Genomic DNA, 24,754 nt, shown 5'->3' on the forward strand with positions numbered 1-24,754 from the left:
GCTATAGGATAAATATAAATCTATTTCTTTTTTATTCTCCAGCTATAGGAAAATAATATGTATGTTTACTTTACTAGCTCCCAATCCCCGCGGAGAAGCCGCAACGCCATTGGAACCCCTATTTTCTTCCGCTATCCCCAAAACAAACGCCGGGACACGGAATTTCCATATTCCGCATCCCGGCGTCCAAACAAGAGCCCAAAGAACTTATTTCAATGCACTTCCACTTCGTCGAGGAAGAACCAAGCAGGATAACCTACGCCATAATGCCACGAGGGACACAAGCCGAGCGTTTCAATCTCGACTTTAATATAGCGGGCCTTGACAGGCGTAGAGGAAGAGGCCGTTCCTTTCACGAACTTCACCTTCCCATCGCGGTCTTCCGGGAACGAGAAGGAACCGAAGGGGCGGAAGGTCTGCTTATCGCTCGAAACGGAATAGGTTCCCCCTTTCGGCAGTAAAATCCAGGCACCGAGTTGGTGGAGGAAGTCGGCCGAGATGGTGGTGAATTCCTTCTCCTCGCCCAAGTCGAGGATAAAGGCCGCATCTTTGCCTTCCCAACCGACCCAGCTCTCCACGTAGGTCGTGCCGCCATAAAGCCCGTCCGTCAGGGCACGGTCGGCTATCGGCTGGTACGTTTTCGCGGGTGGAAGAATCCATTCCACCTTTGCGCCGAGCGCCAGGCTGGGTTCCGCCTGCGGGAGGAAACGCTCTTTATATAAAGTATAATACTCTTCGGGCGGATTGTTGCGTTCGTTGAGTGTCTTCACGCCGAATTGGGCCGTCCGTTCGTGGAAAAGGTCCAGCTTCGTGCGAATCTCGTCCAAATCGTTGTCAGTTCGCGTGCGGGCAATCTCCAACTCTGCATACTGAAGCGGCAAGCGCGTCAGACGGACGTGGTCAAGTCGGTCCTTATCTGATGCCACGACCTCTTCCGCGCGGTCGAACAACTCATTGTACCGTTTCATCAACGCGGGACAGAGCAAGCCGTCTTTATGCGAAATGGGCGAATCGTAAATCCACAGCGGCTGATGGCTGGCCAAGAGCGCGCCCTCCTGCCTATCGATGTATTGCCGCATATAAGGAGCCGCCGCGCCGTAGTAGCCGTCCAAGAAATGGTTCATGAGCGAATCCATGTCCTGATACGGATTCCACATCAGCTTGCTCACGAGGTAAGCGCGCATCTCCATGAAGTCGCCGCCCCGCACGCCGCCAATCTGCGAGAAGTGCATCGTGGCATGGTGCTGGTGGAAAAGCTGGATATTCTTTTGGATGATGTGGAAATTGGGGAAAGGCGCTACCATATTGTCGAAGTTGATACCGTAATCCCATACATATATATTATTGGAGATGCGCGACCAACCCTCCAACGCCTGCATGAAGTAGCGGCCCGACTCGTTGTCCGTCAGCGGGACTTCGCGCTTGCAATCGATGTCGCAGAGCATGATGTTCACATTCGGGAGCGGCTTCACATGCTTGGGCGGTTGCATCGAATAAAGATACGCCAGCGTCGAGAACTCCTTGTCCGGATAATGCGCGGCCAGTTTGTTCAGGAAGCGAATGATATTGCCCGACGGCGAACCCTCGTATTCGTCCACCTTCCGACACGCCTCGCACGAACAGTAGGTGTTGTTCCCGTCGTTCTGGCTGATGGAAATCATCTTCAAACCGGGATTGGCTTTGAAGATAGAATCCAACTGATGCACCACGGCATCGAAGACATCCGGATTCGTGAGGCACCATTGGCTATGATTGCCCGGCCGCCGTTCGCCGTTAATAAAGGAATAATACTCCGGATGCTCCTTCCCGAAACGAGCTGCAGGCAGGATGCGGTCGAACGTATGTACCCACAGATTACCGATGAACTCCTCGCTCGGCTCTTCCAAACGATACCATGCTTTATAAATAGGATCTGAAGCGCTATAGCTCTGCGTCTGCCGATAGCGGAAAGCGGGCGTCTCGGAACGGTCCAACTTAGGGATTGTGATAGATGGGTTCGGTTCGAAACGGAAATAATCAGCCGTATAGCAAGAGACACCCAGCTCTTGCTCCAGCAAATCGACCACGCCATAGATTGCGCCCTTGTCGCCACCCGTCTGGATATGCAAGCATCCATCCGTGGTCAGAAGGCGGAACCCATCTTCACCGGCTTGGTCGGTAGGTTCACCAATCAGGATGTCGTTCGTTTTTACTTGCTTTGTCTCCATGATGGGAAGTTCCGCGCCGCTGATACGCCCGACGAAGTCTTGCAACAACTCCGCCGCTTCCCGGTTCGCTTTCTCGTCCGAGGCCAAGACGATGCGGGCCACCGGTCGCCCCGCTTGCGTCACCGTCACCTGCGCCTCCAAGGAAAAGGCCGCGCCCAGGCATATCCCGGCGAGGCCGATACATTTGATTAAGTTTGCCATGTTATTTGTAAGTTTAAAGTGCATGCAAATGTACATATCTTTTTCCAAATGGCAGAGAATGGGACACGAATTATGCATATCCGGGCCCACCCCAAGGCTATGTTCGCACACATAGGGCTTTTTACCATCCCGGAAAGGCGGAAGTTCGCGCGAAAAAGCGTACATTTGTCCCGAAAAATCGAAAAGACAATGGAACCATTTGCAATTATCCAGAAATATTACGCGCAGGATTCGGACGCTTACCGCATCCTGACGACCCATAGCCGAAGCGTGGCAGACAAGGCATTAGCCATCGCCCGTCGGCATCCGGAGTTGAACCTCGACCTCACCTTCATCGAAGAGGCGGCCCTGCTGCACGACATCGGTATCTTCCGATGCGACGCGCCCGATATCGATTGCCATGGCGACGCGCCCTACATCTGTCACGGCTACCTGGGTGCCGAACTGATGCGGGCTGAAGGCTATCCGCGCCATGCGCTGGTGTGCGAACGGCATACCGGCACGGGACTGTCGCTGAAGATGATTGAAGAACAGGGGCTTCCCGTTCCACACCGCGACATGCGCCCCGTCTCGTGGGAAGAACAAATCATCTGCTTTGCCGACAAGTTTTACAGCAAGACGCACCTAGAACGCGAAAAGACACCCGAGAAAATCCGCAAGAGCCTCTCGAAATATGGAGAAGAAACCGTTTCACAATTTGATGCGTGGTATAAACTCTTTTTAGGGGAATAAATGCGTGGAGCTCCGTATTTTGTTATACCTTTGCGCCTTGTTAATGCCTTTGCGCAGAATTTTGTGTGAATGAAATATCGAATTCTATTAACCCTTTTCGTCTATGTAATAGGAAGCTGGTGGTTGCGCGCCCAAGAGGTGACACCGCCGACGCATACCGACGCAGGAGCCGTAACCGACACGACGCTACCGCCTGCCATAGCTGCGCCGGATACCTTGCCGACCGACACCTTAGCCGCCGACACTACGCGAAAAGGCGCTTTGGAAGCCCCCGTGGCCTACCAAGCGACGGATTCGATTGTGATGACCTCCACTAACATGGCCTTCCTCTATGGCGAAGGCGACGTGAAGTACCAGCAAATCCAACTCCAAGCCGAGGAAATCCAAATGAGCATGGACAGCAGCACCGTGTTTGCCAAGTTTGGGCTGGATTCGATTGGCGAAGAATTCGGCTATCCGCTCTTCATCGATGGCGGAGACCAATATGAGTCGAAGACCATGCGCTATAACTTCAAGACGAAGAAGGGATATATCACCGACGTCATTACCCAACAAGGCGAAGGCTACGTGACGGCCGGACGGACAAAAAAGACCGAAACAGATGCCCTCAACATGGTAGGCGGACGCTATACGACGTGCGACGACCACGAGCATCCGCACTTCTATATCCAAATGACGAAAGCCAAGGTGCGCCCGAAGAAAAACATCGTCACCGGCCCAGTCTATATGGTATTTGAAGACGTGCCCATCTATCCGCTCGGATTACCTTTTTGCTTCTTTCCTTTCTCAGACACCTATTCGTCGGGTATCTTGATGCCTACCTTTGGCGATGAATCTGCCCGCGGCTTCTACCTGCGCGACGGAGGTTACTACTTTGCCATCAACGATTACATCGACCTGGCCTTAACGGGTGAAATCTACACCAAAGGCTCGTGGGGACTCTCGGCGAAATCCAGTTACCGGAAGCGATACAAATATTCCGGAAACTTCCTCGTCTCCTATCTGGTATCGAAATATGGCGACAAAGGATTACCCGACTACAGCGTCTCGAAAGACTTTAAAGTAAACTGGACCCATACGCAAGATTCGAAGGCAAATCCCTACCTCTCTTTCTCGGCTAGCGTCAACTTTGCCACCAGCAGTTACGACCGCAACCAGCTAAACGGACTCTATAATCCGGAATCGACCAGCAACACCAAGGGTTCGACAGTGAACATCACGAAACGATTTCCCAACAGTCCCTTGTCGATTTCCGGTACGATGTCTATCAACCAGACGACCCGAGACTCGTCCATCGCCGTAACACTTCCAGACTTGACCGTGACGCTCAGCCGTATATACCCCTTCAAACGCAAACAGGCTGTGGGAAAAGAGCGTTGGTATGAGAAAATATCCATGTCCTACACCGGATACTTCCGCAATAGCATTAGCACCAAAGAGAACCTCCTCTTCAAATCGAACCTCATCAAGGACTGGACGAACGGAATGCAACATCGCATCCCGGTAAGTGCCACTTTTACGGCATTCAAATACCTCAACATCTCACCTTCGTTCAATTATACCGAAAATTGGTACACGCACAAGATAGAACAGGCATACGACCGCCAATTAGGACGCATGGCACCAACCGACACCACGTATGGCTTCTACCGTACGTATGAATATGATGCTTCCATCTCGGCGTCCACCACTTTGTACGGATTCTTCAAACCGCTTCCCTTCTTTGGTGGCAAGAAGATAGAGATGATTCGCCATCGTTTCGAACCATCAATTAGTTTAAGTGCCCGTCCAGACTTCGGAGCTTCAAAATTCGGCTTCTGGGAAAACTATGTCTACACGAACGACCGTGGCGAACAAGTTGAGACCTACTATTCACCTTTCTCCGGACAGCTCTTTTCACCTCCTTCTCGGGGAAAATCCGGATCGGTCAATTTCTCGTTGAACAACAATTTAGAAATGAAAGTAAAGTCTGATAAAGACTCGACTGGATTCAAGAAGATTAGTTTGATTGACAAGCTTTCGCTCTCTCAGTCCTATAACATGGCGGCCGATTCTTTCAAATGGAGCGACCTCTCAATAGGATTACGCTTGAAACTCTCCAAGAATTACACACTGAATCTGAATGGAACCTTCGATAATTATCTCTACACCTACGACGAAGAAACACGTACCGCCCGTCAAATCGATAAATTACGTTGGGGAAGCGGCAAGTTTCCGCGCCTCCGTAGTACCGGTACAAGCTTCTCTTATACATTTAATAACGACACATTCCGGAAATGGTTTGGAGGTGGAGATGAAGAATCAGGACAACAAGAGAATACGGATGCCTCATCCGAGGAGAACAATAACCTGACCGGACCACAAGACGAAGAGGGGAAAAAAGGAGAACGTTTGTTGGGGAAAAAGAAGGAGACCGGCGAATACGATGCGGATGGCTATCTGAAAGGAGAAATACCTTGGAGTCTTTCCTTCAATTATAGTATGAGCTTAGGATATGGTACATTCAATCCGAATAAGATGGAGTACAACTACCGTATCACCCATGCGCTCAGTTTCAATGGGAACATCCAACCAACAAAAAACTGGCGCTTCAACTTCAATGCAACATACGACTTTGACACACATAAAATATCCTACCTGACATGTAACATCACGCGAGACCTCCATTGTTTCCAGATGTCTGCCAGCTTCATTCCTGTAGGACCTTATAAATCCTACACCTTTTCTATTGCTGTAAGCTCTTCTCTGCTCAAAGATTTGAAATACAATCAAAGTAGTAGTTATCGGGAAGGACAACAGTGGTATTAATACGTACTTTTCCGTTCCAACACTTGCATATCTGAAAAGAATAACGTACTTTTGCATCGATTTCAGGCGGCTGTGGTGTAATTGGTAGCCACGTCAGACTTAGGATCTGATGCTTCACGGCGTGGGGGTTCGAGTCCCTTCAGCCGCACAAAGGACGAACTCTTGGCGGACGGCAAGTTTGCCAGGAGTTTTTTTATTATCATTGTAAATCATAAATCAGAAGAAGGCATGAAAAAGACGTATTGGATGAGTTTATTTCTTGTGCTCCTGTTCTTACCTCCCATAGGCAAAGCGGAAGATTTAGGAACGCAATTAAGAAAAGCGATTGAAGGCAAAGCAGCCACAGTAGGCGTAGCGGTGATATTTAACGGCTCAGAACTGGTGACCGTGAACGACATGTACCGCTATCCTATGATGAGTACCTTTAAATTCCACCAAGCACTCTCGGTGGTAGATTATATTAATCGGAAAGAAAAGACATTAGCCACAGAAATATTGGTCAAGCAATCGGACTTGAAAACCGAAATGTATAGTCCGATGCGCGATGCCAACCGAAAAGGAAACTTCTACATCACGATTGGAGACCTGCTGAAATATTCCCTAATCGATAGCGACAACTATGCCTGCGATATTCTCTTTGAACATATCGGAGGACCGAAAACCACAGACAAATACGTTCGCGGTTTAGGTATAGAAGACTTTTCCATCACGCAAACAGAACGGGAAATGCACGAATCGACAGACAACGTGTGGTTGAACTGGACGAAACCTTCGGCTGCCGTCTTGCTTCTGGAAACTTTTCTGCAGAATCCTATGTTCGATAAAAGTCAAAAACTCTTTCTCGAACGTGCCATGGCAGATGCCAACACGGGAAAAGACAAACTAAAAGCTGGTTTGCCCAACGACGTACTCTTAGGACACAAAACAGGAAGTTCGGACCGGAATGAATATGGCATCAAAGTAGCAGACAACGATATGGGGTTTGTAGTTCTCCCGAACGGACAATATTATACAATAGCCGTATTCGTTATGAACTCGCAAGAGTCAGACAAAACAAACGCACGACTGATAGCCAATATATCGAAAATCGTTTATAATTATTTCGTTACACATTATAAAGATAAGGATTAGAGAAAATTAATAGATAAATCACAGAAATCATACGCAAGGGACAAATAGAAATGCCTATATTTGCAACGTGGTTTTTTCTTTAATAGCATTAAGATTTAAGTTCACAAGTTGATAAAAGGTTGTCGGATGGCAACCTTTTATCTTTTTATTTGTTGTAAAAACGATAAACATACTATTTTAAAAGAACAAGAAGATGAAAAAGTTTTTAATGTATGCATTTATGATTCCGGCTCTGGCCGGGACGTTGTTCGCGTGTGCGGTTTCTAAAACAGACGCCAAACAACTGGCAGGAAAGTGGAACATCACGGAAGTGAAAGGCGAAAAAGTCGTAGCAGAGAATACTCCATTTATGGAATTCAACATGAACGAAAACAAATTGCACGGAAATGCGGGTTGCAATATATTCAACACGTCCGTTACTTTAGATGACAAAGACGCTTCTGCCATCCGAATTGCCCAAGGAATGACAACTATGATGGCGTGCCCAGACATGGATTTAGAGACCAAAATACTCCAAACCATGGATGCCGTTCGAGCTGTCAAAGCCGGTGCTTCAGAAAACGAAATGCTCCTGGTGGATGAAGCCGGCAACGTATTGTTCGTATTGGTGAAGCCGTAAGAAGCTTAAACGCGAAGACACGGAGCAATTATTGATTAACAATTAATGCTCCGTGTCTCTATGTTTAAAACCTTCATTCCTCATACAAAAGATATTTTTGACGCATAGCTTTATAACGAATCAAATCGTCTTGCCACGAAGCACGAATTTCCTCTTCAGTAAGTCCTTGTATGATTTGTTTTCTTAATTGGTCAGTTCCTGCCAACAAATCAAACCATTTCGGACGAGAAAAGAAGAAATCTGTTTGATTTCCACACTGGTGGTAAAAATCTAAAATGAAGCGAAGCGTTAATCCGCCCTCAAACGGATATTCTTGCAAATTTACGCCATAACAAGTTTTTCCCTTTTGCAATGGATTGGTATCGAAATCCGGTAAGGATTCCGGCGTAAACTGATAAGTTCCGAATTTCGGATCCGGATATCCAATCATCTGAAAAGGATGATATGTCCCGCGCCCTACACTGAAAGGAGTCGCCTCGAAGAAGCAAAGCGAAGGATAAAGACGCACTGCTTGGTCGTTCGGCAAATTGGGTGACGGCTTAATAGGAAGCCAATAAGAATCGCCATGTTTCCAATTCAAAAGTTTGACCACCGTCAAACGGCAAGAGTTCACTCCAGATTTCAACCAACCTTCTCCATTAATCATCTGTGCCAGCTCGCCAATCGTCAAACCATGCAAAAGAGGAATCGGATCTAAACCCACAAACGAACGGAAACCGGATTGGCGAATCGGTCCATCCACAAAGTCATTGGGATTCGGACGGTCAAACACAATCATTTCTTTTCCTTGCTCGGCACACGCTTCCATCACATAGTGCATGGTACTAATATAAGTAAAGAATCGTGCCCCTACATCTTGGATATCGAATACAATCACATCAATACCTTCCAGTTGCTTGGCCGTCGGCTTCTTCTGTTTCCCATAAATGGAAACTATCGGGATGCCTGTTTTCTGGTCTTTGCTATCTTTCACCACTTCACCCGCATCCACCCGACCGCGGAAACCATGTTCCGGTGCGAGTATACGCTTTACGTGGATGCCTTTTTCCACCAATGCATCCAGCAAATGAACCTCACCTCCATGCAACACGGAAGTCTGATTAACCACCAACCCCACTTGCTTTCCCTCGAGCAAACGCATCCATTCATCGATTCGTTCGGCTCCTACCACTACGCCTTTCTCTTCCGCATGAAGTAGGGAAAAAGAGAAGAAAAGGCAACTCATGACGAATAATACAATCTTACGTTTCATCTTTCCTATTTATTTTTAACAAAGGTAGTGGAAATATTTCTATTTTTGCAAACATGAACGAAAAAGAGTTTCAACATATCTACGAACGATTCTATAGGCGTTCCTTTTTATTTGCCAAATCATACGTACACAACGATTTGGTAGCAGAGGATATTGCCGTGGAGGCAATTCTAAAATATTGGGAGTTGATTCGCGTCCAAGATACGCCCCAAAACACGGAAGCTTTGTTGGTCACTATTCTCCGAAATAAAGCAATCGACCATCTCCGGCATGAAATGATACAGGAAGCTACGTTGGAGCAAATATCCGAAACCTCGGTACGAGACCTTCAGCTTCGTATCTCTTCGCTCGAATCATGCGACCCGTCTGAACTCTTTTCAGCGGAAATCCGGCAAATCATGCGGCAAACATTAGCTCAACTACCCCAGCAAACACGCCGTATCTTCGAACTGAGCCGCTATGAAAACAAATCGGTCAAAGAAATTGCCATCGAAACAGGTCTCAGCCCTAAAGCCGTCGAATACCATATTACCAAAGCACTGAAAGCATTACGTATCTCTTTAAAAGATTATTTACCTTTCTTACCATTTTTCTTCTTTCATTGGCAAACTTAAGTGTGAACCTTTTGCTCTTTTGGATTGTTGCTTCAATGAGACTGCTTATAAAATAAAAATAACCTCATAACAAGTCCTACGGGCAAATGTCATGAAAATACTATTTGAAATAAAAGAAAATTTGGCTGATATTGAAAACCAGCTGTTGCATTCCGATTTTTGGATTACAGAAGTAGAAGAACGTCCGGAAGAGGGCAAGAAAATTGTAACGATTCGTGATTTCGCCTATCCGCAAGAGGCCACGGCCGAGATTACCGACAAGGGCATCTGCATACAAACGGCATGGTCGAAATACACCTATCGCCTCTTCCAGAAAGATCATTCTTATTGGTGCGAATACACAGGTGCATACCGCGGATTGCTGGAGCAAAAGTTGCTTCCCGCCATCACACCGAAAGAAAACCTGTTGGACCAAGAAGTAACCAGCTCCTTGTATGGCAATACGACCGCCAAGACCTTGCGCGAATATGCCATGGACAACCTCAAGCTGAAGCACTTCCGCCAACAGACTTTCGGTGATATCGGGTTCTCGACCAACGACCATCCGAAGCGCGTCTACGATGCTTTTATCAAAGAAGATTATATTCCGGATTGAATATAACGGTAAACACAACGAATTACAATGATAAATTAAATGCAATAAGCCTATGAAAAAGTACATAGCAGAAATGATTGGGACAATGGTACTTGTCCTAATGGGTTGCGGTAGCGCGGTATTCGCAGGCCATGCAGCCGATACAGTCGGAGCCGGAGTCGGGACGTTGGGCGTCGCGTTGGCATTTGGCCTCTCCGTAGTGGCGATGGCATACACCATCGGTGGCATTTCAGGATGCCATATCAATCCGGCCATTACGCTGGGCGTCTATCTCTCCGGACGAATGAGCGGGAAAGATGCCGGCATGTATATGCTGTTCCAAGTCATTGGGGCAGTCATCGCGTCGGCCATCTTATATATTATGGTCACGGTAGGTGTGCATGGCGGACCTACGTCGACCGGTTCGAATAGCTTTGCCGACGGCATGATGCTACAAGCCTTCCTGGCCGAAATGATTTTCACGTTCATCTTCGTCTTGGTGGTCTTAGGAGCAACCGACGAAGAGAAAGGCGCAGGTAATCTGGCAGGTTTGGCCATCGGATTGACCCTCGTGTTAATCCATATCGTCTGCATCCCGATTACAGGCACTTCGGTTAATCCGGCACGAAGCATTGGTCCGGCCCTCTTCGAAGGTGGCGTAGCTCTCGAACAACTTTGGCTCTTCATTGTAGCTCCTTTCTTGGGTGCCACACTCAGCTCCATGACTTGGCGAAGCCTCCGCAAAGGATAACTCAAGCCTCCTCATCTTATCCGATGAGGGTGTGTCTGAAAGGAAACATGGCACACAGATTTAATAGAAGACCACTGATTTTATTTTATTGCTTTATAATGAAATGAATCAGTGGTCTTCTATTAAATCTGTGTGCCATTTCTTATTTTGACACATACTCATTTTTGTCTTTTCATTATGGCTCAAAGTACCGCTTCGCCCAATACGGCGTATTGACATCCCTCTTTGCAAGGGTATCGCTTGCGCCTCGGCAAGCGATGCCCTTGCAAAGGCGCAAGTGCTGCTTTTGAGGAGGCGCAAGCCATGCCCTTGCCGAGCGGCAAAGGAAAAGCCCCTTCTCGGCCGAAACCGAAAAGAGGCTCTTAAGAGTTTTGCGCCCCGGTCTTCCCAGAAGGGAGCGCCTTGAATAGAATTTTCTAATATTAATACTAACGTATTTCTTTGGCTGCGGCGACTCTCGCGAGGGGCACTGTGCAGCTTATTAACTATTTATTAACAACTTAAATTTATAATGTTATGAACTTTAGTTCAATTATTTAACGACTACCTTGAAGCTTTCGCCGTCTACCGATACCACTGCGATACCTGCCGGAACGGCGATCGTCTCGTTATCCGAGTTGATAGTTTCATTAGCGACAACCTTACCCAAGATAGTAGCGATAACTACGTTCTTGCCTTCCGCACCCTTGATAACTACAGCACCGTCGGTAGCAACTACTGAAACTGCACCTTCAGCGGTGATACTTTCGTTAGCAGTAGCGTTCAACTCGCTGTCTTCCATCGTGAATACGGCTGCGTTGTCGATGTTTTCAGTTACAACCAAGTTGTCGTTTACCCAACGTAAATAACCCGGTTTAGATTCAACAGATGCAACTGTCCAATGCCAGTGATTATTGTTATCAATAACTAAGTTATACTTCTTAGCATAACCAGCAGCCGTTTCAACTACGAACTCGTTAGCTTCTTCGTCAATCATCTTGAAAGCAAACTTAGCGATATTGAAATCACCGTTACCTACTTCCATCTTAGAAACTACTTCGCCAGCTTTGTTCGTGAAGAACAACGTATCGTTGGTATGATAACCTGGTACGAATGCCAACTTGTATTCACCGTTATACTGGTACTTGTTGTTATGAACATCTTTGTTCGCCATAGCAGAATCTACCATGTTCACCAAGAAGTCGCCGTAAGTTGTATCAGCACGATGAGTTCCATGTGCCGGAACATTGCACTGGTATGTAGTATCCACGCGATTGATTCTTACGCCCAACAGATATTGATAAGCAAAGTTACCAACACGGTTTACATAAGCTGTATCTACATACAGTGTCGGATTGATATCCGTATGAGCCAAACGGTTGCCCATACCTGCAAATTCGCCATCTTCGAACAATACATTTTCATCCTTCAAGTTCTCCTTCAGCGTAAGGATAATCTTGTCGCCTTGAGCCAACTTCTTGTAAGTAGGAGCTTCAGCTACATTGATTGTGAATACATCGTTAGAAGGAGCACTATACAGATAAGTATCTTTCAATGCACCTGTTGCTGTAGTTGTAGCACCGATAATCTTATTGCTAGACAGGCGTAAGCTCTTAACATAGCTGTCATAAGCACTTTCATACTTTGCGTTATCGTCTGTAGGTACAGTCCAATCTTCATGATAATAATAGATGTCATTATATGCATAGACCGGAACCAAGTTTACAGTACTATCGCCTTCTATCTTGAATGCGATACGAGTACCTGTCTTCTTGTCATCGTTACATACATAGTATGCGTTACCAGCAGATTCGTCATAATCTTTACCGTTCAGGTATTCACCATTATCGGTATTCTTCAGAACGTAAGTACAGATTTGCAATTCCGTATTTGGTGCATAGTAATCGCTTTCCGGATCAAGGCTTGTTGTTACCCATTTCTTCTCGGCAGTTGAATAATATTCAATAGCTGTTTCAATCTTAACCGTATCAGCCGCCATGCGCGTAAAGTCTTCAGTTGCATCTACCAACTTCACGGTCGGCATTTCGATACGCCATTCCGTAGCGTTTTCTTCATCCAAACCAACACGATGTTTGTCATTATGATTTTCGATGATGTTCAATCCGCCGCTTAATTCCGTCATTGCAATGGTGTACGTATTAGCATTCAGTTCAGCAGCTGTGAAGCGTTTGAAACCGTCGTTCGACTTATACGTAGTAACCGGAGTGATGCGCAATGTATCGTTACCTTCCGTCCAGTCAGGATGAACAACTGCATATACATTATCTGCTACTTTATATACTTCTCCATCCAAAATCCACTGAGCAGAGGCTCCGTTTTCACGGTTTGTGAACGTGTAGTCTGAAGAAATAGCAAACTGACCTTCCGGTTTAGTCAAATCAACGTTTTCAGGAGCTACCCAAGCAACAGCACCGTTTTCATTCAAACCTAATACTTTGCCGTAGTTATAATGCTCCTTATCCTTATTGATAAATTCAACTTTATAGTAGGAAGGAGTAGTCAACCACTTATCTGCCGTAATACCGTTACCTGCATTCAACTTGAAGCTGATTTCCGGTGTCGTAAGCAAATTACTTTCTACATCGGCAACCAAGATGATATCGCTACCTTTCTTTTCAAGACCAACCTTATAGCCTCCGATTTCGATACCAGTAACCGCTTCTGTCGTTATCTTATCGTTATAATCGTAAGCAAATTGGAATTCGGTTACATAATCATGTTTAGCCTTTTCTGTTGCAGAAGCATTCTGCCATTCAGCCCATTCCTTCGGAGTGATAGTAGTAAAGACATAACCATGTGCATTTGGTGCTGTGTACTGAGGATTCTTCTTATCGATTACGATAATATTACCCTTTTCATTTACCAACATGAAGTTTATTTCATCGCTTGCATCCGTATATTTAGCTTTACCATTGCTGTATGTAACTTCTGTAACCGGATACAACTGACCTTCGAACTCACCTGTTACATCCACATCTTTATCCTTGTCGTTCTTGTAAGTGATGTCCAAGGTAAAGTAATCACCGTAACGATCGATTAAATCGTTAGCTTGGAAATACTTGTCAGCTACTTGATACAAGCCATAATAGCGAGTTTCTGTACCCGACAAATCTGCACCACTTATAGCTAATGGAACACCATTCAAATAAGAAACATTATTTACAGTCTTCTTATCCGTAGCTGAAAAAGTTACACCTGCCTTATTCTTGAAATAAATGGTATAATTACCATCTAAGTCAGTATTTTCATAGGCAGCCCACAAATAGTTAGAATTTGTAGCAGCTTCTTCCAAAACTTCTGCAGTGGCTTCTATATATGTTACATTACCATCCTTGTCTGAATAAATAACATTATTATCGCCACTAGCGCTCTTCTGAATCAACAGATAAGAATTATCCTTATTAGCGTCAACTTTCTTAACAAGAGGAAGACTAAATACTTTCTCATCCAACAATTTTACACCGTTGATAATAGTAGCATATTCATTATCCGGATTTGTTGCAGTACCAAACAATACATTAGTCTTATCTTCTGTACATTGAATAGCTACATTCGCATTTTTTACAGTAGTACCAAAAATCTTTACGAACTCTTCAGATGTACCTCTGAAGATAGCAACTGTGTTCTTATCTGACTTAGTAACCATTTCTTTAATTGCAGACTCATTCAAAAGTTTGCCATTATCGTAAATAGGTTCTACCTGAATCTGTTTATTAGTTTGTTTGTAAGACTTATCGAAAGAAGCATAAGTGTAATCAACGCCACAGTCATTATAAGTGTTTACTCCTAATGAAGTGATGTCAAATCCTTTCAATGCTTTTGTGGTAACAGCAGCTATACCATCTTCTGAACCATCAAGATCAAACTTTTTAAGCCCTTCAGATACTAAAAGAGCAGCAGATGTTGAACCATCAGTTTTAGCTACCACCTTAAAACCATTGAAAGTATTTCTATCTACAACAAAATTAGTTGTCTCTGCTGTTGGGAAAATGGAAATACCATTTGCCATATACCCATTCTTTGAAGCTTCGCAAGTAATTACATTACCACGAAGTGTAACAGAAGAAGCTACAACTGTAATCGCATTCTTATAAGCAGAAAATTCTGAAGCTTCATTCTTCAAAAGAATTTTCAAGTTTTCAACAGTTACATTCTCTGCATTAATAACAATACGTCCCTTTAAAGTAGCCTCATTTTCACCAACGATTTTAACATTAGGAGTAGAGATTAATAAATAGTCATTTCCTAAGTCAACATCTTCATTAATAGTGATAACGGCTCCGTTCTCAGTCAGCTCTATCCCAGGAACATTCGCAGGAAGTTTAGAAGCTGCTTCGATTGTTGCCAGCGACCCCGTCAAAAGCATCGCCGCACAAAGCGTAAGTACTTTTTTGTTCATAAGATTTAAATTTTTAATTATACAAAATGTTTGATTAATAAACTCTTGATTAAATCTTACGAAGGTTTAGCACAACGTTCCCGGCTTTGATTACGGACATAAAGAAAGCGCGGGCTTACGTTGTCTATTATTTAGTTAGAGGCTCTGGAAATGCCCGCTTTACAATAATAGAACAACAGCCCGCGCTTATACGATTATATTTTCAGTCTCCCCGCAGTGATACATATACTTTGATATGCACAAATTATAGGAAACCTTATATATGCTTCGTATGTAGCGCAAGCATTTACTGTCCATCATTCCGTAAAGCTTAAAAATTTTCCAGATTTCTAACTAGGAATAATCTTCGTAAAATGCTTGTCAATATTTCATTGATTCCCTAAGGCGGAAACGCTCTCCGCTGCGGAATCGATGCAAAGGTAAGGAGGAAAAATGAAATAGCAAGACTTTTAGACAAAAACTTTTTGGTTTTTATCCGAAAGCAGGAGATTTGAGGACAAAACCCCAAGGTTTGGAGGATGAAACCCTCCTGGGAGCCTATAGACACACATCCCGGCAATTCTCTTTTCAAACCGAAGAAAAACTTCCTAATCCGGCATGAAAACTTCCTTTCCTAACGACAATTTCTTCACGCATCGACGATATTTCTTTATCTTTAGCCTAAAGATACACAAATATCGTCGATACGTATATAAATATCGTCGATATTTACAGAAATCACAATAGGGAAAAGAAGTTTTCTTAGGCGGGAAAGGAAGTTTTTCAAAGATTCGTATAGAGATTTTCTCCTTCAACATTTGGCATAGATATTAGATATTTTGTAACTTTGCTTTGAATTCTGAAGATTTAAATCATGAATATCAAACTTGACGGGTATCATGGTACTGAAATGAAACGTGTAGATAGTATATTGACTAATGGTTTCGTTCCTTCAATAGGAGATAAAGAATGGCTCGGAGACGGAACCTACTTTTTTGTGAAAGGAATTAACGAAAGACCTGAAATACAAGCAGGAAAATGGGCAATCATTAGTGCTTGGAACAATAAGGAGAAAAAGAACGATTACGATGAGTATGCTGTTCTACATGGGGTAATTGAAGTAGACGAGAATAAATATTTGGATTTGACAGAGCCTGATGGGGTTGAGGTTCTGGATTATATCCAAGAAAAATATACGAGCAAATTGGCTACAATAGGTAAAAAGGTAGATCCTTTGGACGGATATCTAATCAATTTTGCAAGAGGTGAAAAATTAGTCGATATTGAGGTCGTAAAAGGAAATTTTTACATCAAATTAAGAAAAGAGGATCGAATGCTTCGTTTATCACGAAGAACGCCTAATTGTACGATTTGTTCTGTGTATTCCCCTAAAAACAATATTAAGGATGTACGTGTTATAAGTACAGGGAGGATTGACGATGAAATTGGATAAAGAGCATAAAGAAAGAATTGACAGGTATTTCGATGAAATATCGGCAGATGAATTGTATTCTGTCCTTACTGAAAAATATCATTTTGAAAGTAAGGATAATGATATGGTTATTGTCAATAATGGCAAGTATTTATGTAGAGAAGACATGATGCCTGCTTTTTGGGAAGGCACTATGTCTTACGCTAATCTTGATATTAAATTGGAAATTGAAGTTGTACAAATGGATCTTTGGGGAAATAAATCTGATATTCAAAAAGAAGAATTTGTTTGTGACAAATCTTGTTCAATTCCATTAGCTTCATAATAATATGAAAATTCAACTTAAGGGCTGGAAAGTCAAAAATTTATCATTGGAAATAAATAATGAACCGTCAAGGGTATCAAAAGAGAATTCTTTCAATTTGTCTATAGGGTATTCTTTTCCAGAAGATAATGATACAGAGTTCGGAATAGGTTTTATTATAGATATTGGAGATGCAGAATTTAAGATCACACTGGAAATGCTGTTTTTCTTCCAAGTCGACCAGGTTGTTGATGAAGAATTAAAGCAATCTGATTTTGTTAAAATCAACGCTCCGGCGATAGCGTTCCCTTATGTACGTTCTTATATATCCAATCTAACTTTGCAGTCAGGCTTTAATCCTATCATACTGCCGTCTGTAAATTTTGTTGCACTTGTCAGAAACAAGAATGAAAATGAAATTAAACAAAAAGAATCAGAGTAAGAGTAAACGGATGGTTTTCCTTCCAAATGATACTATATGCAATTTATAAAACTGTTGAAGGCACGAATCTCTTTTATATAAAATCCGCTTAATCTATCTTTATTTAGACGACTTTGCAAATCGAAAATAGATAAGAGATATGGAACGTATTCTGGCGAAGATGCAATCAATATGTGCCATATCAGACAGGGCTATAGAGATGTTGAAGAAACATTTGTCGCGTTGCGATTTTCCCAAACGGTATTTGCTTATCAAAGAGGGAATTTATTGCAAATATGCTTACTTCATCGAGAAAGGAATGACGCGCTCTTTCTGGTTGGTCGACGGGCAGGAAATCACTACTTCGTTTGCTTGGGAAGGAAGTATTGTCTTTAGTATGGATGAGTTGTATTACGGGAAAGTAAGCGAAGAATTTGTGGAAACGTTAGAAGAGGTGGAAGCTTATCGAATCGCGCTAACCAATTTGAGACATCTTTTCGAAACAGACCTGGAATGGTGCAACTGGGGAAGGATTATCCACCAAAATGAATACCGTCGCCTGCATCAAAGCCATAAAGAACGGCTTACACTTCCGGGCAAAGAACGCTACGAGGCGTTTAAACAACAATTTCCGGAAGTTTGCCAACGGGTGAATTTAGGTTACATAGCTTCTTATTTAGGCATTACACTGTCCACATTGAGCCGCTTAAGAGCCGAATAGAGAGAAAAGTAAAAAGCCACGGAATCAAGGAGCTTTTATTTGTCCCGTGATTCCGTGGCTTCTGTGTTCAGATACTTAAGCCAACAGACGCTTTACGGCTTCTGAAATGGCACGACCTTCAGCTCGTCCAGCCAATGCCTTCGAAGCCACGCCCATGACTTTGCCCATTTCCTTTGCACTTGTAGCGCCCACTTCGGCAATAATCTTTTTCAATTCGGCTTCCAATTCTTCAGCCGTCATTTGTTTGGGAAGATATTTCTCCAACACAGCCACCTGAGCCAATTCACCTTCCGCCAAATCGGCCCGTCCTTGCTCTGTATAAATAGCCGCCGAATCCTTGCCTTGCTTTACCAATTTCTGTAAAAGCTTCAACGCATCGGCATCGCTCAATGTATCATTTGCACCCGGAGCTGTCTTCGCTTCCAGAAATACTTTCTTTACGTTTCTTAAAGTTTCGAGGGCGACTTTATCCTTCGCCTTCATTGCGTTTTTAATGTCTTCGCTGACTTTTTCAAATAAATCCATGATGTTATTTCGTTATTTAAAACTGAATTGCAAAATCAGAAGGCGTATTATTACCTTTTCCTTTCGACACGTTTTTAGCAGACTGAGCACCATTCGCCACGCGTCCTCGACGATAGGTAGGAGTTTCTTCCAGAACCGCAATCATTTGGTCATCGTCCAATTGTTCAGCCGTAAGAATAGTGACTTCGGCTCGTGGATGAATATCCATATCCTCACCATAAGCCTGAAAAATCCACTCGTTTTCTTCCTCCTCTTGTTGTTTACGCTTACGTTCTTCCTCTTCCGCGTTTTTCTTATCCATTTCAGCTTCCATGCCTCGCTCTTCAGCCAAAATATCATCCACACCAAAGCCTGTAGCCAAAATCGTTATCTTTATCTGCTGACCCAACGTATTGTCATAACCAAATCCCCATTTCACTTCATATTCCGTCTTGAAACGCGCCATGAAGTCGTGGATGTCTTGCATTTCGTCCATGCCCAATTCGGCTTCTTCACTAAAGTAAATGACAAACAACAGACGTTTGGCATTAAAGATATTATCATTATCATTCAGCAATGAATTGTGCAACGCCCTATCGATAGCATGTTGCAAGCGTTTCTCACCTTCTCCATACCCAATGCTCATTAACGCCACGCCGCTATTACGCATCGTTGTATCCACATCGGCAAAGTCTACATTCTGTACCAATTCGATGGTAATGATTTCCGCGATACTCTTGGCAGCAATGGTTAATGTTTCGTCTGCTTTCTTATAGGCTTTTGGGACACTTAAACGCTCTTCTGCCGACAATTTACGTAATCGTTCATTATTAATAACCAACAAGGCATCTACATTCTTGGCCATTTCGCGCACCCCTTTCAATGCCTTGACGATTTTCGGACGACCTTCAAATAAGAAAGGAATTGTCACGATGCCCACAGTTAAGATACCCATTTCCTTCGATATCTTCGCTACAATAGGTCCCGCACCTGTTCCGGTTCCTCCGCCCATTCCGGCCGTGATGAAAGTCATTTGCGTACCGTCGCTCAGCATAGCTCTGATTTCTTCCGTACTTTCTTCCGCTGCCTCACGACCTTTCTCAGGACGATTTCCAGAACCACGACCATGTGTCGTATTCCGTCCTAATAACAATTTAGCCGGAACCGCCGAACCATTCAATGCTTGCATATCCGTATTACACAATACGAACGAAACATCGTGTATACCTTCTTTATACATATTGGAAACAGCATTACCACCGCCTCCGCCAACGCCTATTACCTTGATAATCGTTTCAGGCTTCGCCGAAACATTAATATCTAATAATTTATCATCCATAACTTTACCCTTTCATCTTTATTTAGAAATCACCATCGAAAAGACCCTTTGCAGCATCATCTACTTTACCTCTCAAATTCCGTCCCCAATCGCCCCAGAAACTTCCTTTTTTCTTTTTGCCATTGCCAATCGGAGGATTCGGTTCAGGTTGTTGCGTTGTTGTTGTCGTTTCTTCTTCCTTCGGCTTTTCCGGTTCTACGGGCGGAGTCGGAGGCGTAGGACGCTTTGGTTCTACTTTCGGTTTCATGACACAATTTTCTTTCCCCCACAACAACAGTGCCGTAGCTGTCGTATATTCCTGATTGTTGGCAATCATTTCGGCCGCGTTATCTATCAATCCTTTACGGATAAGCGGGAAATAAACCTCCGTTCCAAAACGTTGTTTGACCGCTTCACGCAGATCGCCTAAATTCGAACCACACCCTGCAATAAACGTTTTAAATTCGGAAGTCTTTGTTATACCCACATCCGCCAAACGGGCAAATGCATTCTCTACAATCTCGCGCGAACGAGCTTCTACGATTTCATTCAAATCATACAACGACATCTCTTGCATCCGAAAATCATCAAGCTTGCGGATTTCTATCTTCTCCTGCTTCTTATCCCGCGACAAAGACAACGCACGACCATAAGTTCGCTTCAAACGTTCCGCTTCCATTTCTGATACTTTAAGCGACATGATATCCCGCGTAATCAAATCTGCACCTAATGGAACAACCGACAAATTCCACAATCGTCCGTTCCGGAAAATAGAAACCGATGTTACGCCAGCCCCAAAATCAACTACAATCGCCGCTTTCTTATCTTCAGGTGAAAGTATCAAATCGGCCAAAGCCAAAGGAGAAACAATGATACCTGCCAATTGTACCTTTACCCGTTCAACCACATTCTGTAAAGAAATGCGGATGGAAGGTTGCCCTATCACCAACTTATAACGTGCATCGATACGCGAACAAGCAATGCCCAACGGCTCTTTTTCCTCTTTGCCATCTATAATATAGGTAGGAGAAGAAATATCCAACACGTCCATGGCCGATTGGTAATTCCGGCATTCTTCGTCTAATTGCCGAAGAACCCCCTCTGTTACTTCACCATCCATGCCCAATACTTTCGACACCGTGTGATCTATTGTCCGCATGGATTTACAACTCACACCCATATAGAGTTTACCAATCTGATTTCCGTTCAGCTTGTTTTCCAACTTACGCACCAACCGTTTTATCTTATTGGCGGTTTCTTCTACATTATATATACATCCCCGACGGATGCATCCTTCCGATTTCTCTGTCTCGTAGCCCATAATGGAAAGGACGTTATTCTCTTTCCGCGTCCCGACCATTCCAACGATATGGGAAGTACCCAAATCGATTACTGCAATAAAGTCCGTATATGTCATCATCGTATCCTATCTTTTCGTACAAACAACCTGGTTTCTATATTTCAAATTAATCACACTATATTTATCCCAGCCCACTTTAGGGATTGCTTGCTCATAAAAGAGCTTCAAATTATCGAGTTTTTCCCGGTAATGCGCCATCGACCCTAATACAATCCGGTGATTTCCCACACGTGGAATCAACGAAACTTCCTCATCCGCATCTACATATATTTGTTCGATTTGATTATTCCAAAAGTCATTACCTTGCAAGAACAAAGCAAAATCGTACAAATCTTTTTGGGCAAACTCTTTTCCCACATTCCCACTGGCCACCAATACATGCGCCACATAATGCCGACTCAAAGGCATCACACTGCCCGCATTATCGATGTAATAATTGCCCGTTGGACTATTCACGCGCAAGATAGGCATTTTTTGTTCAATCTCCAACTTTATGAGACAAGAAGGTGTTTTATACACTTCAATTTGCGCAATCATGTTGTTTTTGAGCAATACTTCTTCTATCTTGTCGGTATTGATTTCATCCATGGGCTGCTTCACCGGATACACTTTGGCTTTCTTCAAAAGATACACCAAATCCCCTTCGGTTACAAAATGTTTGTTCAAACTATCACGCACTACGATTTGCAAACCTTGACAAACCGCCTCGCGAGTCGTATGCCGGAAGAAAATGCCAGCCACTACCACATAACACGAAAGCAACGTGGCTACTACGATGGATAATATGCGAATTATTTCTCGTCCCATATTTCTTTGACAGGCTCAACCAATCGGTCGATATTTCCAGCTCCTAACATCAAGATAACCTCCAACGAATCCTTCTCCCTGCGCACCCTATCTACCAAATCCTCCCGATGTACCATTTGTTTGTGAGGAATCGTCACCTGGTCGAATATCAACTGGGAAGTTACACCCGGAATAGGTTCTTCGCGCGCCGGATAAATATCCAACAGAATCAGTTCGTCGAGCAACGAAAGACTGGCCGCAAAATCCGCCGCAAAATCGCGTGTGCGAGTATAAAGATGTGGTTGGAAAATACCTGTTATCTTCTTTCCCTTATATAAATCCTTTACCGAAAGGATGCTGGCTTTCAATTCAGCCGGATGATGCGCATAATCATCAATCAAAACTATATCGTCACGCTTCAAATGGAAATCAAAACGACGAACCGGACCGGCAAACGTCTCCATCCCACGTTTGATTTCTTCATCCGTCGCACCATTGAGCCAAGCCAACGCCATCGCTGCTACGCCATTCTCAATATTCACCTTGACAGGCACGCCCAGCTTCACATCGGGAATGCAAACGCCTGGCGCCACAAAGTCGAAAATAATATCTCCATTTCCAATGCGGATATGCTTCGCATAGAAATCAGCCTCTTCTGTGGCCGAATAGGTATATAGTTTGACGCCCGCTTGCAAACGGGGATGAATAGGTAATCCCTTTTTCATAATCAAACAACCATCCGGACGAATCAGCGAGGTAAAATGTTCGAAACTATCCCGATAAGCTTCGACGGTTCCATAGATATCCAGATGGTCGGCATCCACCGCTGTAATCACCGCCATGTACGGTTGTAAATGATGGAAAGAACGGTCGTATTCGTCGGCTTCTATAACCGTCAAATCGCTCTTCGAGGAAAGCATCAAATTACTATCATAATTCTTAAGGATTCCGCCGAGGAAGGCATTGCAATCTACGTGTGATTGCTTCAGCAGATGAGCCGCCATGGATGACGTGGTCGTCTTTCCATGCGTCCCCGCCACACACAAACCGCGTGCCCCGCGTGTAATCGTCCCTAATACCTCAGCACGTTTCAATACTTCGAAACCACCCGCACGGAAATAGCCCAATTCCGCATGGTTCTCCGGAATCGCCGGCGTATATACCACCAACGTATGCGCGGCATCCTGGCAATCAGCGGGAATCTGCGCGACATCCTCTTCGTAATGGATGCGGGCACCTTCCCGGATTAATTCTTCCGTCAATGCAGAGGGCGTACGGTCATAACCCGCCACCGCCTTTCCTTTCGCCAGAAAATAGCGAATCAGCGCACTCATTCCAATACCTCCTGCGCCTACAAAATAGACCGATGTTATCTTTTGTATCTCCATTGTTTCCTTGAAACATAACAAACGGTTCAAAAGTACAAAATATTTATGAAATAGGATACATGAATTGCCAATTGAAAATCTTTTTATGCTTCCGAAGGGTCAATAATCCGAAGAATCTCGTCGACGATGCGCTCCGCGCTATCCGGATGGGCCATTTTCCCTATCTGTTTGGAAAGAAGTGCCAGACGGTCGTCTTGATGTACCAACGCCAATGCTGTATCCACCAAACGCGACGGAGCTTCCCGGTCGGAGACCATCACGGCCGCATCCTGCTCGACCAACGCCAGGGCGTTCTTGGTTTGATGGTCTTCCGCCACATTGGGCGAAGGGACCAATATCACCGGCTTCCGAAGCATACAAAGTTCGGATATCGAACTGGCGCCGGCCCGCGAAACAACCAAATCGGCCGCAGCATAGGCATAATCCATCCGGGCAATAAAATCAGAGCACCACACCGGCATGGCGCGATATGCCTTCAAGTGGCGCGTCGCCTCCTCATGGTAATAACGTCCGGTTTGCCAAATCAATTGCACATCTGAACGGAAGAACTGGTCCAACCCGTCCTGTATGCTCTGATTTATCGTCCGCGCCCCCAGACTTCCGCCCACCACGAGTACCGTTCGCTTCGTCGGGTCGAGTCCAAAGAAACGGGCGGCCTCCTCACGTTTTTCCATGGCCGATTCCAAGTCTTTGCGCACCGGATTGCCCGTGACCACCAGTTTTTCTTTCGGAAAGAAACGCTCCATGCCTTCGTAGGCCACACAGATACAATCCGCCCGCCGAGCCAGCAATTTATTCGTCACGCCGGCATAGGAGTTTTGTTCCTGTATCAATGTCGGAATGCCCAGTGAAGAGGCCATCCAAAGCGTCGGTCCACTGGCATATCCACCCACGCCCACGGCAATATCCGGATGAAAATCGCGCACAGTCCGCTTCGCCAATCGCAAGCTCTTAAGCAGGCAACCTACGACCTGTACATTTTTCCATAGATGCGCCCGGTCGAACCCTTTGACCGGCAAACCTACAATAGGATAGCCCGCCGCCGGTACCTTGTCCATCTCCATACGGTCGTTAGCCCCTACGAACAGGATGTCCACTTCCGGAATCCGCGCTTTTAGGGCATTGGCGATTGAAATGGCAGGAAATATGTGGCCGCCCGTCCCGCCTCCACTGATAATTACCTTGTATTTTTTCATTTTTATATTCTTTTCATTTTCTAATTATACGCTTTCCCAAAGCAATCCTTCTCAAAA

The 24,754-nt window shown here is 44.5% G+C and carries 20 protein-coding genes and 1 tRNA gene; 12 read left to right on the top strand and 9 right to left on the bottom strand.

The window, feature by feature from the left end; genetic code table 11:
- Positions 1–212: 212 nt before the first annotated feature.
- Complete coding sequence (locus B5F77_RS01575) at positions 213–2,408, bottom strand: DUF4838 domain-containing protein (protein ID WP_087326751.1); 2,196 nt, start codon at positions 2,406–2,408, stop codon at positions 213–215.
- A 189-nt stretch (positions 2,409–2,597) separates the two neighbouring features.
- Here B5F77_RS01575 and B5F77_RS01580 point away from each other — a divergent pair, with 189 nt between their 5' ends.
- The 5 genes from B5F77_RS01580 (at position 2,598) to B5F77_RS01600 (ending at position 7,698) form a co-directional block, all read left to right on the top strand.
- Complete coding sequence (locus B5F77_RS01580; protein WP_087326644.1) at positions 2,598–3,140, top strand: HDIG domain-containing metalloprotein; 543 nt, start codon at positions 2,598–2,600, stop codon at positions 3,138–3,140.
- Positions 3,141–3,209: 69 nt separating this feature from the next.
- Complete coding sequence (locus B5F77_RS01585) at positions 3,210–5,948, top strand: putative LPS assembly protein LptD (RefSeq protein ID WP_087326647.1); 2,739 nt, start codon at positions 3,210–3,212, stop codon at positions 5,946–5,948.
- A 66-nt stretch (positions 5,949–6,014) separates the two neighbouring features.
- Positions 6,015–6,096, top strand: a tRNA-Leu gene (locus B5F77_RS01590).
- 98 nt (positions 6,097–6,194) lie between these two features.
- Complete coding sequence (gene bla / locus B5F77_RS01595) at positions 6,195–7,079, top strand: class A beta-lactamase, subclass A2 (protein WP_162607937.1); 885 nt, start codon at positions 6,195–6,197, stop codon at positions 7,077–7,079.
- 193 nt (positions 7,080–7,272) lie between these two features.
- Positions 7,273–7,698 (top strand): META domain-containing protein, encoded by a 426-nt coding sequence (locus B5F77_RS01600; RefSeq protein ID WP_087326654.1) that lies wholly within the window; start codon positions 7,273–7,275, stop codon positions 7,696–7,698.
- Positions 7,699–7,771: 73 nt separating this feature from the next.
- On the opposite strand, the gene B5F77_RS01605 is transcribed toward B5F77_RS01600, so the two are convergent.
- The gene (locus B5F77_RS01605; protein WP_087326657.1) at positions 7,772–8,950 is read right to left on the bottom strand and encodes a DUF1343 domain-containing protein; all 1,179 of its coding nucleotides are present in this window, start codon (positions 8,948–8,950) and stop codon (positions 7,772–7,774) included.
- A gap of 53 nt (positions 8,951–9,003) precedes the next feature.
- Here B5F77_RS01605 and B5F77_RS01610 point away from each other — a divergent pair, with 53 nt between their 5' ends.
- The 3 genes from B5F77_RS01610 (at position 9,004) to B5F77_RS01620 (ending at position 10,889) form a co-directional block, all read left to right on the top strand.
- On the top strand, positions 9,004–9,564 hold the full coding sequence (locus tag B5F77_RS01610) for an RNA polymerase sigma-70 factor (RefSeq protein WP_087326659.1): 561 nt from the start codon (positions 9,004–9,006) through the stop codon (positions 9,562–9,564).
- A 91-nt stretch (positions 9,565–9,655) separates the two neighbouring features.
- Entirely contained in the window at positions 9,656–10,159 is a 504-nt protein-coding gene (locus B5F77_RS01615; RefSeq protein ID WP_087326662.1) for a hypothetical protein, read from the top strand.
- Positions 10,160–10,211: 52 nt separating this feature from the next.
- Positions 10,212–10,889, top strand: a complete 678-nt coding sequence (locus B5F77_RS01620) for an MIP family channel protein (protein ID WP_087326665.1) — start codon at positions 10,212–10,214, stop codon at positions 10,887–10,889.
- Positions 10,890–11,421: 532 nt separating this feature from the next.
- Here B5F77_RS01620 and B5F77_RS01625 read toward each other — a convergent pair.
- Positions 11,422–15,012 (bottom strand): DUF6383 domain-containing protein, encoded by a 3,591-nt coding sequence (locus tag B5F77_RS01625; protein WP_140392791.1) that lies wholly within the window; start codon positions 15,010–15,012, stop codon positions 11,422–11,424.
- A 1,129-nt stretch (positions 15,013–16,141) separates the two neighbouring features.
- On the opposite strand from B5F77_RS01625, the gene B5F77_RS01630 reads away from it, so the two are divergent.
- The 4 genes from B5F77_RS01630 (at position 16,142) to B5F77_RS01645 (ending at position 18,145) form a co-directional block, all read left to right on the top strand.
- Positions 16,142–16,720, top strand: a complete 579-nt coding sequence (locus B5F77_RS01630) for a hypothetical protein (RefSeq protein WP_087326671.1) — start codon at positions 16,142–16,144, stop codon at positions 16,718–16,720.
- Positions 16,707–17,024 carry a hypothetical protein gene (locus B5F77_RS01635; protein ID WP_087326674.1) on the top strand — a complete coding sequence of 106 codons (318 nt, stop codon included), beginning with the start codon at positions 16,707–16,709 and terminating at the stop codon, positions 17,022–17,024. Before B5F77_RS01630 ends, B5F77_RS01635 begins: the two co-directional genes overlap by 14 nt.
- 4 nt (positions 17,025–17,028) lie before the next feature.
- A complete protein-coding gene (locus B5F77_RS01640; RefSeq protein WP_087326677.1) occupies positions 17,029–17,445 on the top strand; it encodes a protein-export chaperone SecB in 417 nt (138 codons plus the stop codon).
- 139 nt (positions 17,446–17,584) lie between these two features.
- Positions 17,585–18,145: a Crp/Fnr family transcriptional regulator gene (locus B5F77_RS01645; RefSeq protein ID WP_087326680.1), complete on the top strand. Its 561-nt coding sequence runs from the start codon at positions 17,585–17,587 to the stop codon at positions 18,143–18,145.
- Positions 18,146–18,220: 75 nt separating this feature from the next.
- Here the strand turns inward: B5F77_RS01645 and B5F77_RS01650 are convergent, their stop codons facing one another.
- From B5F77_RS01650 to murG, 6 genes are all read right to left on the bottom strand, one after another.
- Entirely contained in the window at positions 18,221–18,670 is a 450-nt protein-coding gene (locus tag B5F77_RS01650) for a GatB/YqeY domain-containing protein (protein WP_087326682.1), read from the bottom strand.
- 16 nt (positions 18,671–18,686) lie between these two features.
- Complete coding sequence (ftsZ, locus tag B5F77_RS01655) at positions 18,687–19,988, bottom strand: cell division protein FtsZ (protein ID WP_087326685.1); 1,302 nt, start codon at positions 19,986–19,988, stop codon at positions 18,687–18,689.
- A 22-nt stretch (positions 19,989–20,010) separates the two neighbouring features.
- Positions 20,011–21,387, bottom strand: coding sequence for a cell division protein FtsA (gene ftsA / locus B5F77_RS01660; protein ID WP_239445700.1), 1,377 nt, complete (start codon positions 21,385–21,387; stop codon positions 20,011–20,013).
- Positions 21,388–21,393: 6 nt separating this feature from the next.
- Positions 21,394–22,122, bottom strand: coding sequence for a cell division protein FtsQ (locus tag B5F77_RS01665; protein ID WP_087326757.1), 729 nt, complete (start codon positions 22,120–22,122; stop codon positions 21,394–21,396).
- Positions 22,119–23,501, bottom strand: a complete 1,383-nt coding sequence (murC, locus tag B5F77_RS01670) for a UDP-N-acetylmuramate--L-alanine ligase (RefSeq protein ID WP_087326687.1) — start codon at positions 23,499–23,501, stop codon at positions 22,119–22,121. Before murC ends, B5F77_RS01665 begins: the two co-directional genes overlap by 4 nt.
- Before the next feature lie 83 nt (positions 23,502–23,584).
- A complete protein-coding gene (murG, locus tag B5F77_RS01675) occupies positions 23,585–24,697 on the bottom strand; it encodes an undecaprenyldiphospho-muramoylpentapeptide beta-N-acetylglucosaminyltransferase (RefSeq protein WP_087326690.1) in 1,113 nt (370 codons plus the stop codon).
- Positions 24,698–24,754 lie beyond the last annotated feature (57 nt).

Origin of the sequence: Parabacteroides sp. An277 (assembly GCF_002159645.1) — a bacterium.
Classification (GTDB): Bacteria; Bacteroidota; Bacteroidia; order Bacteroidales; family Tannerellaceae; genus Parabacteroides.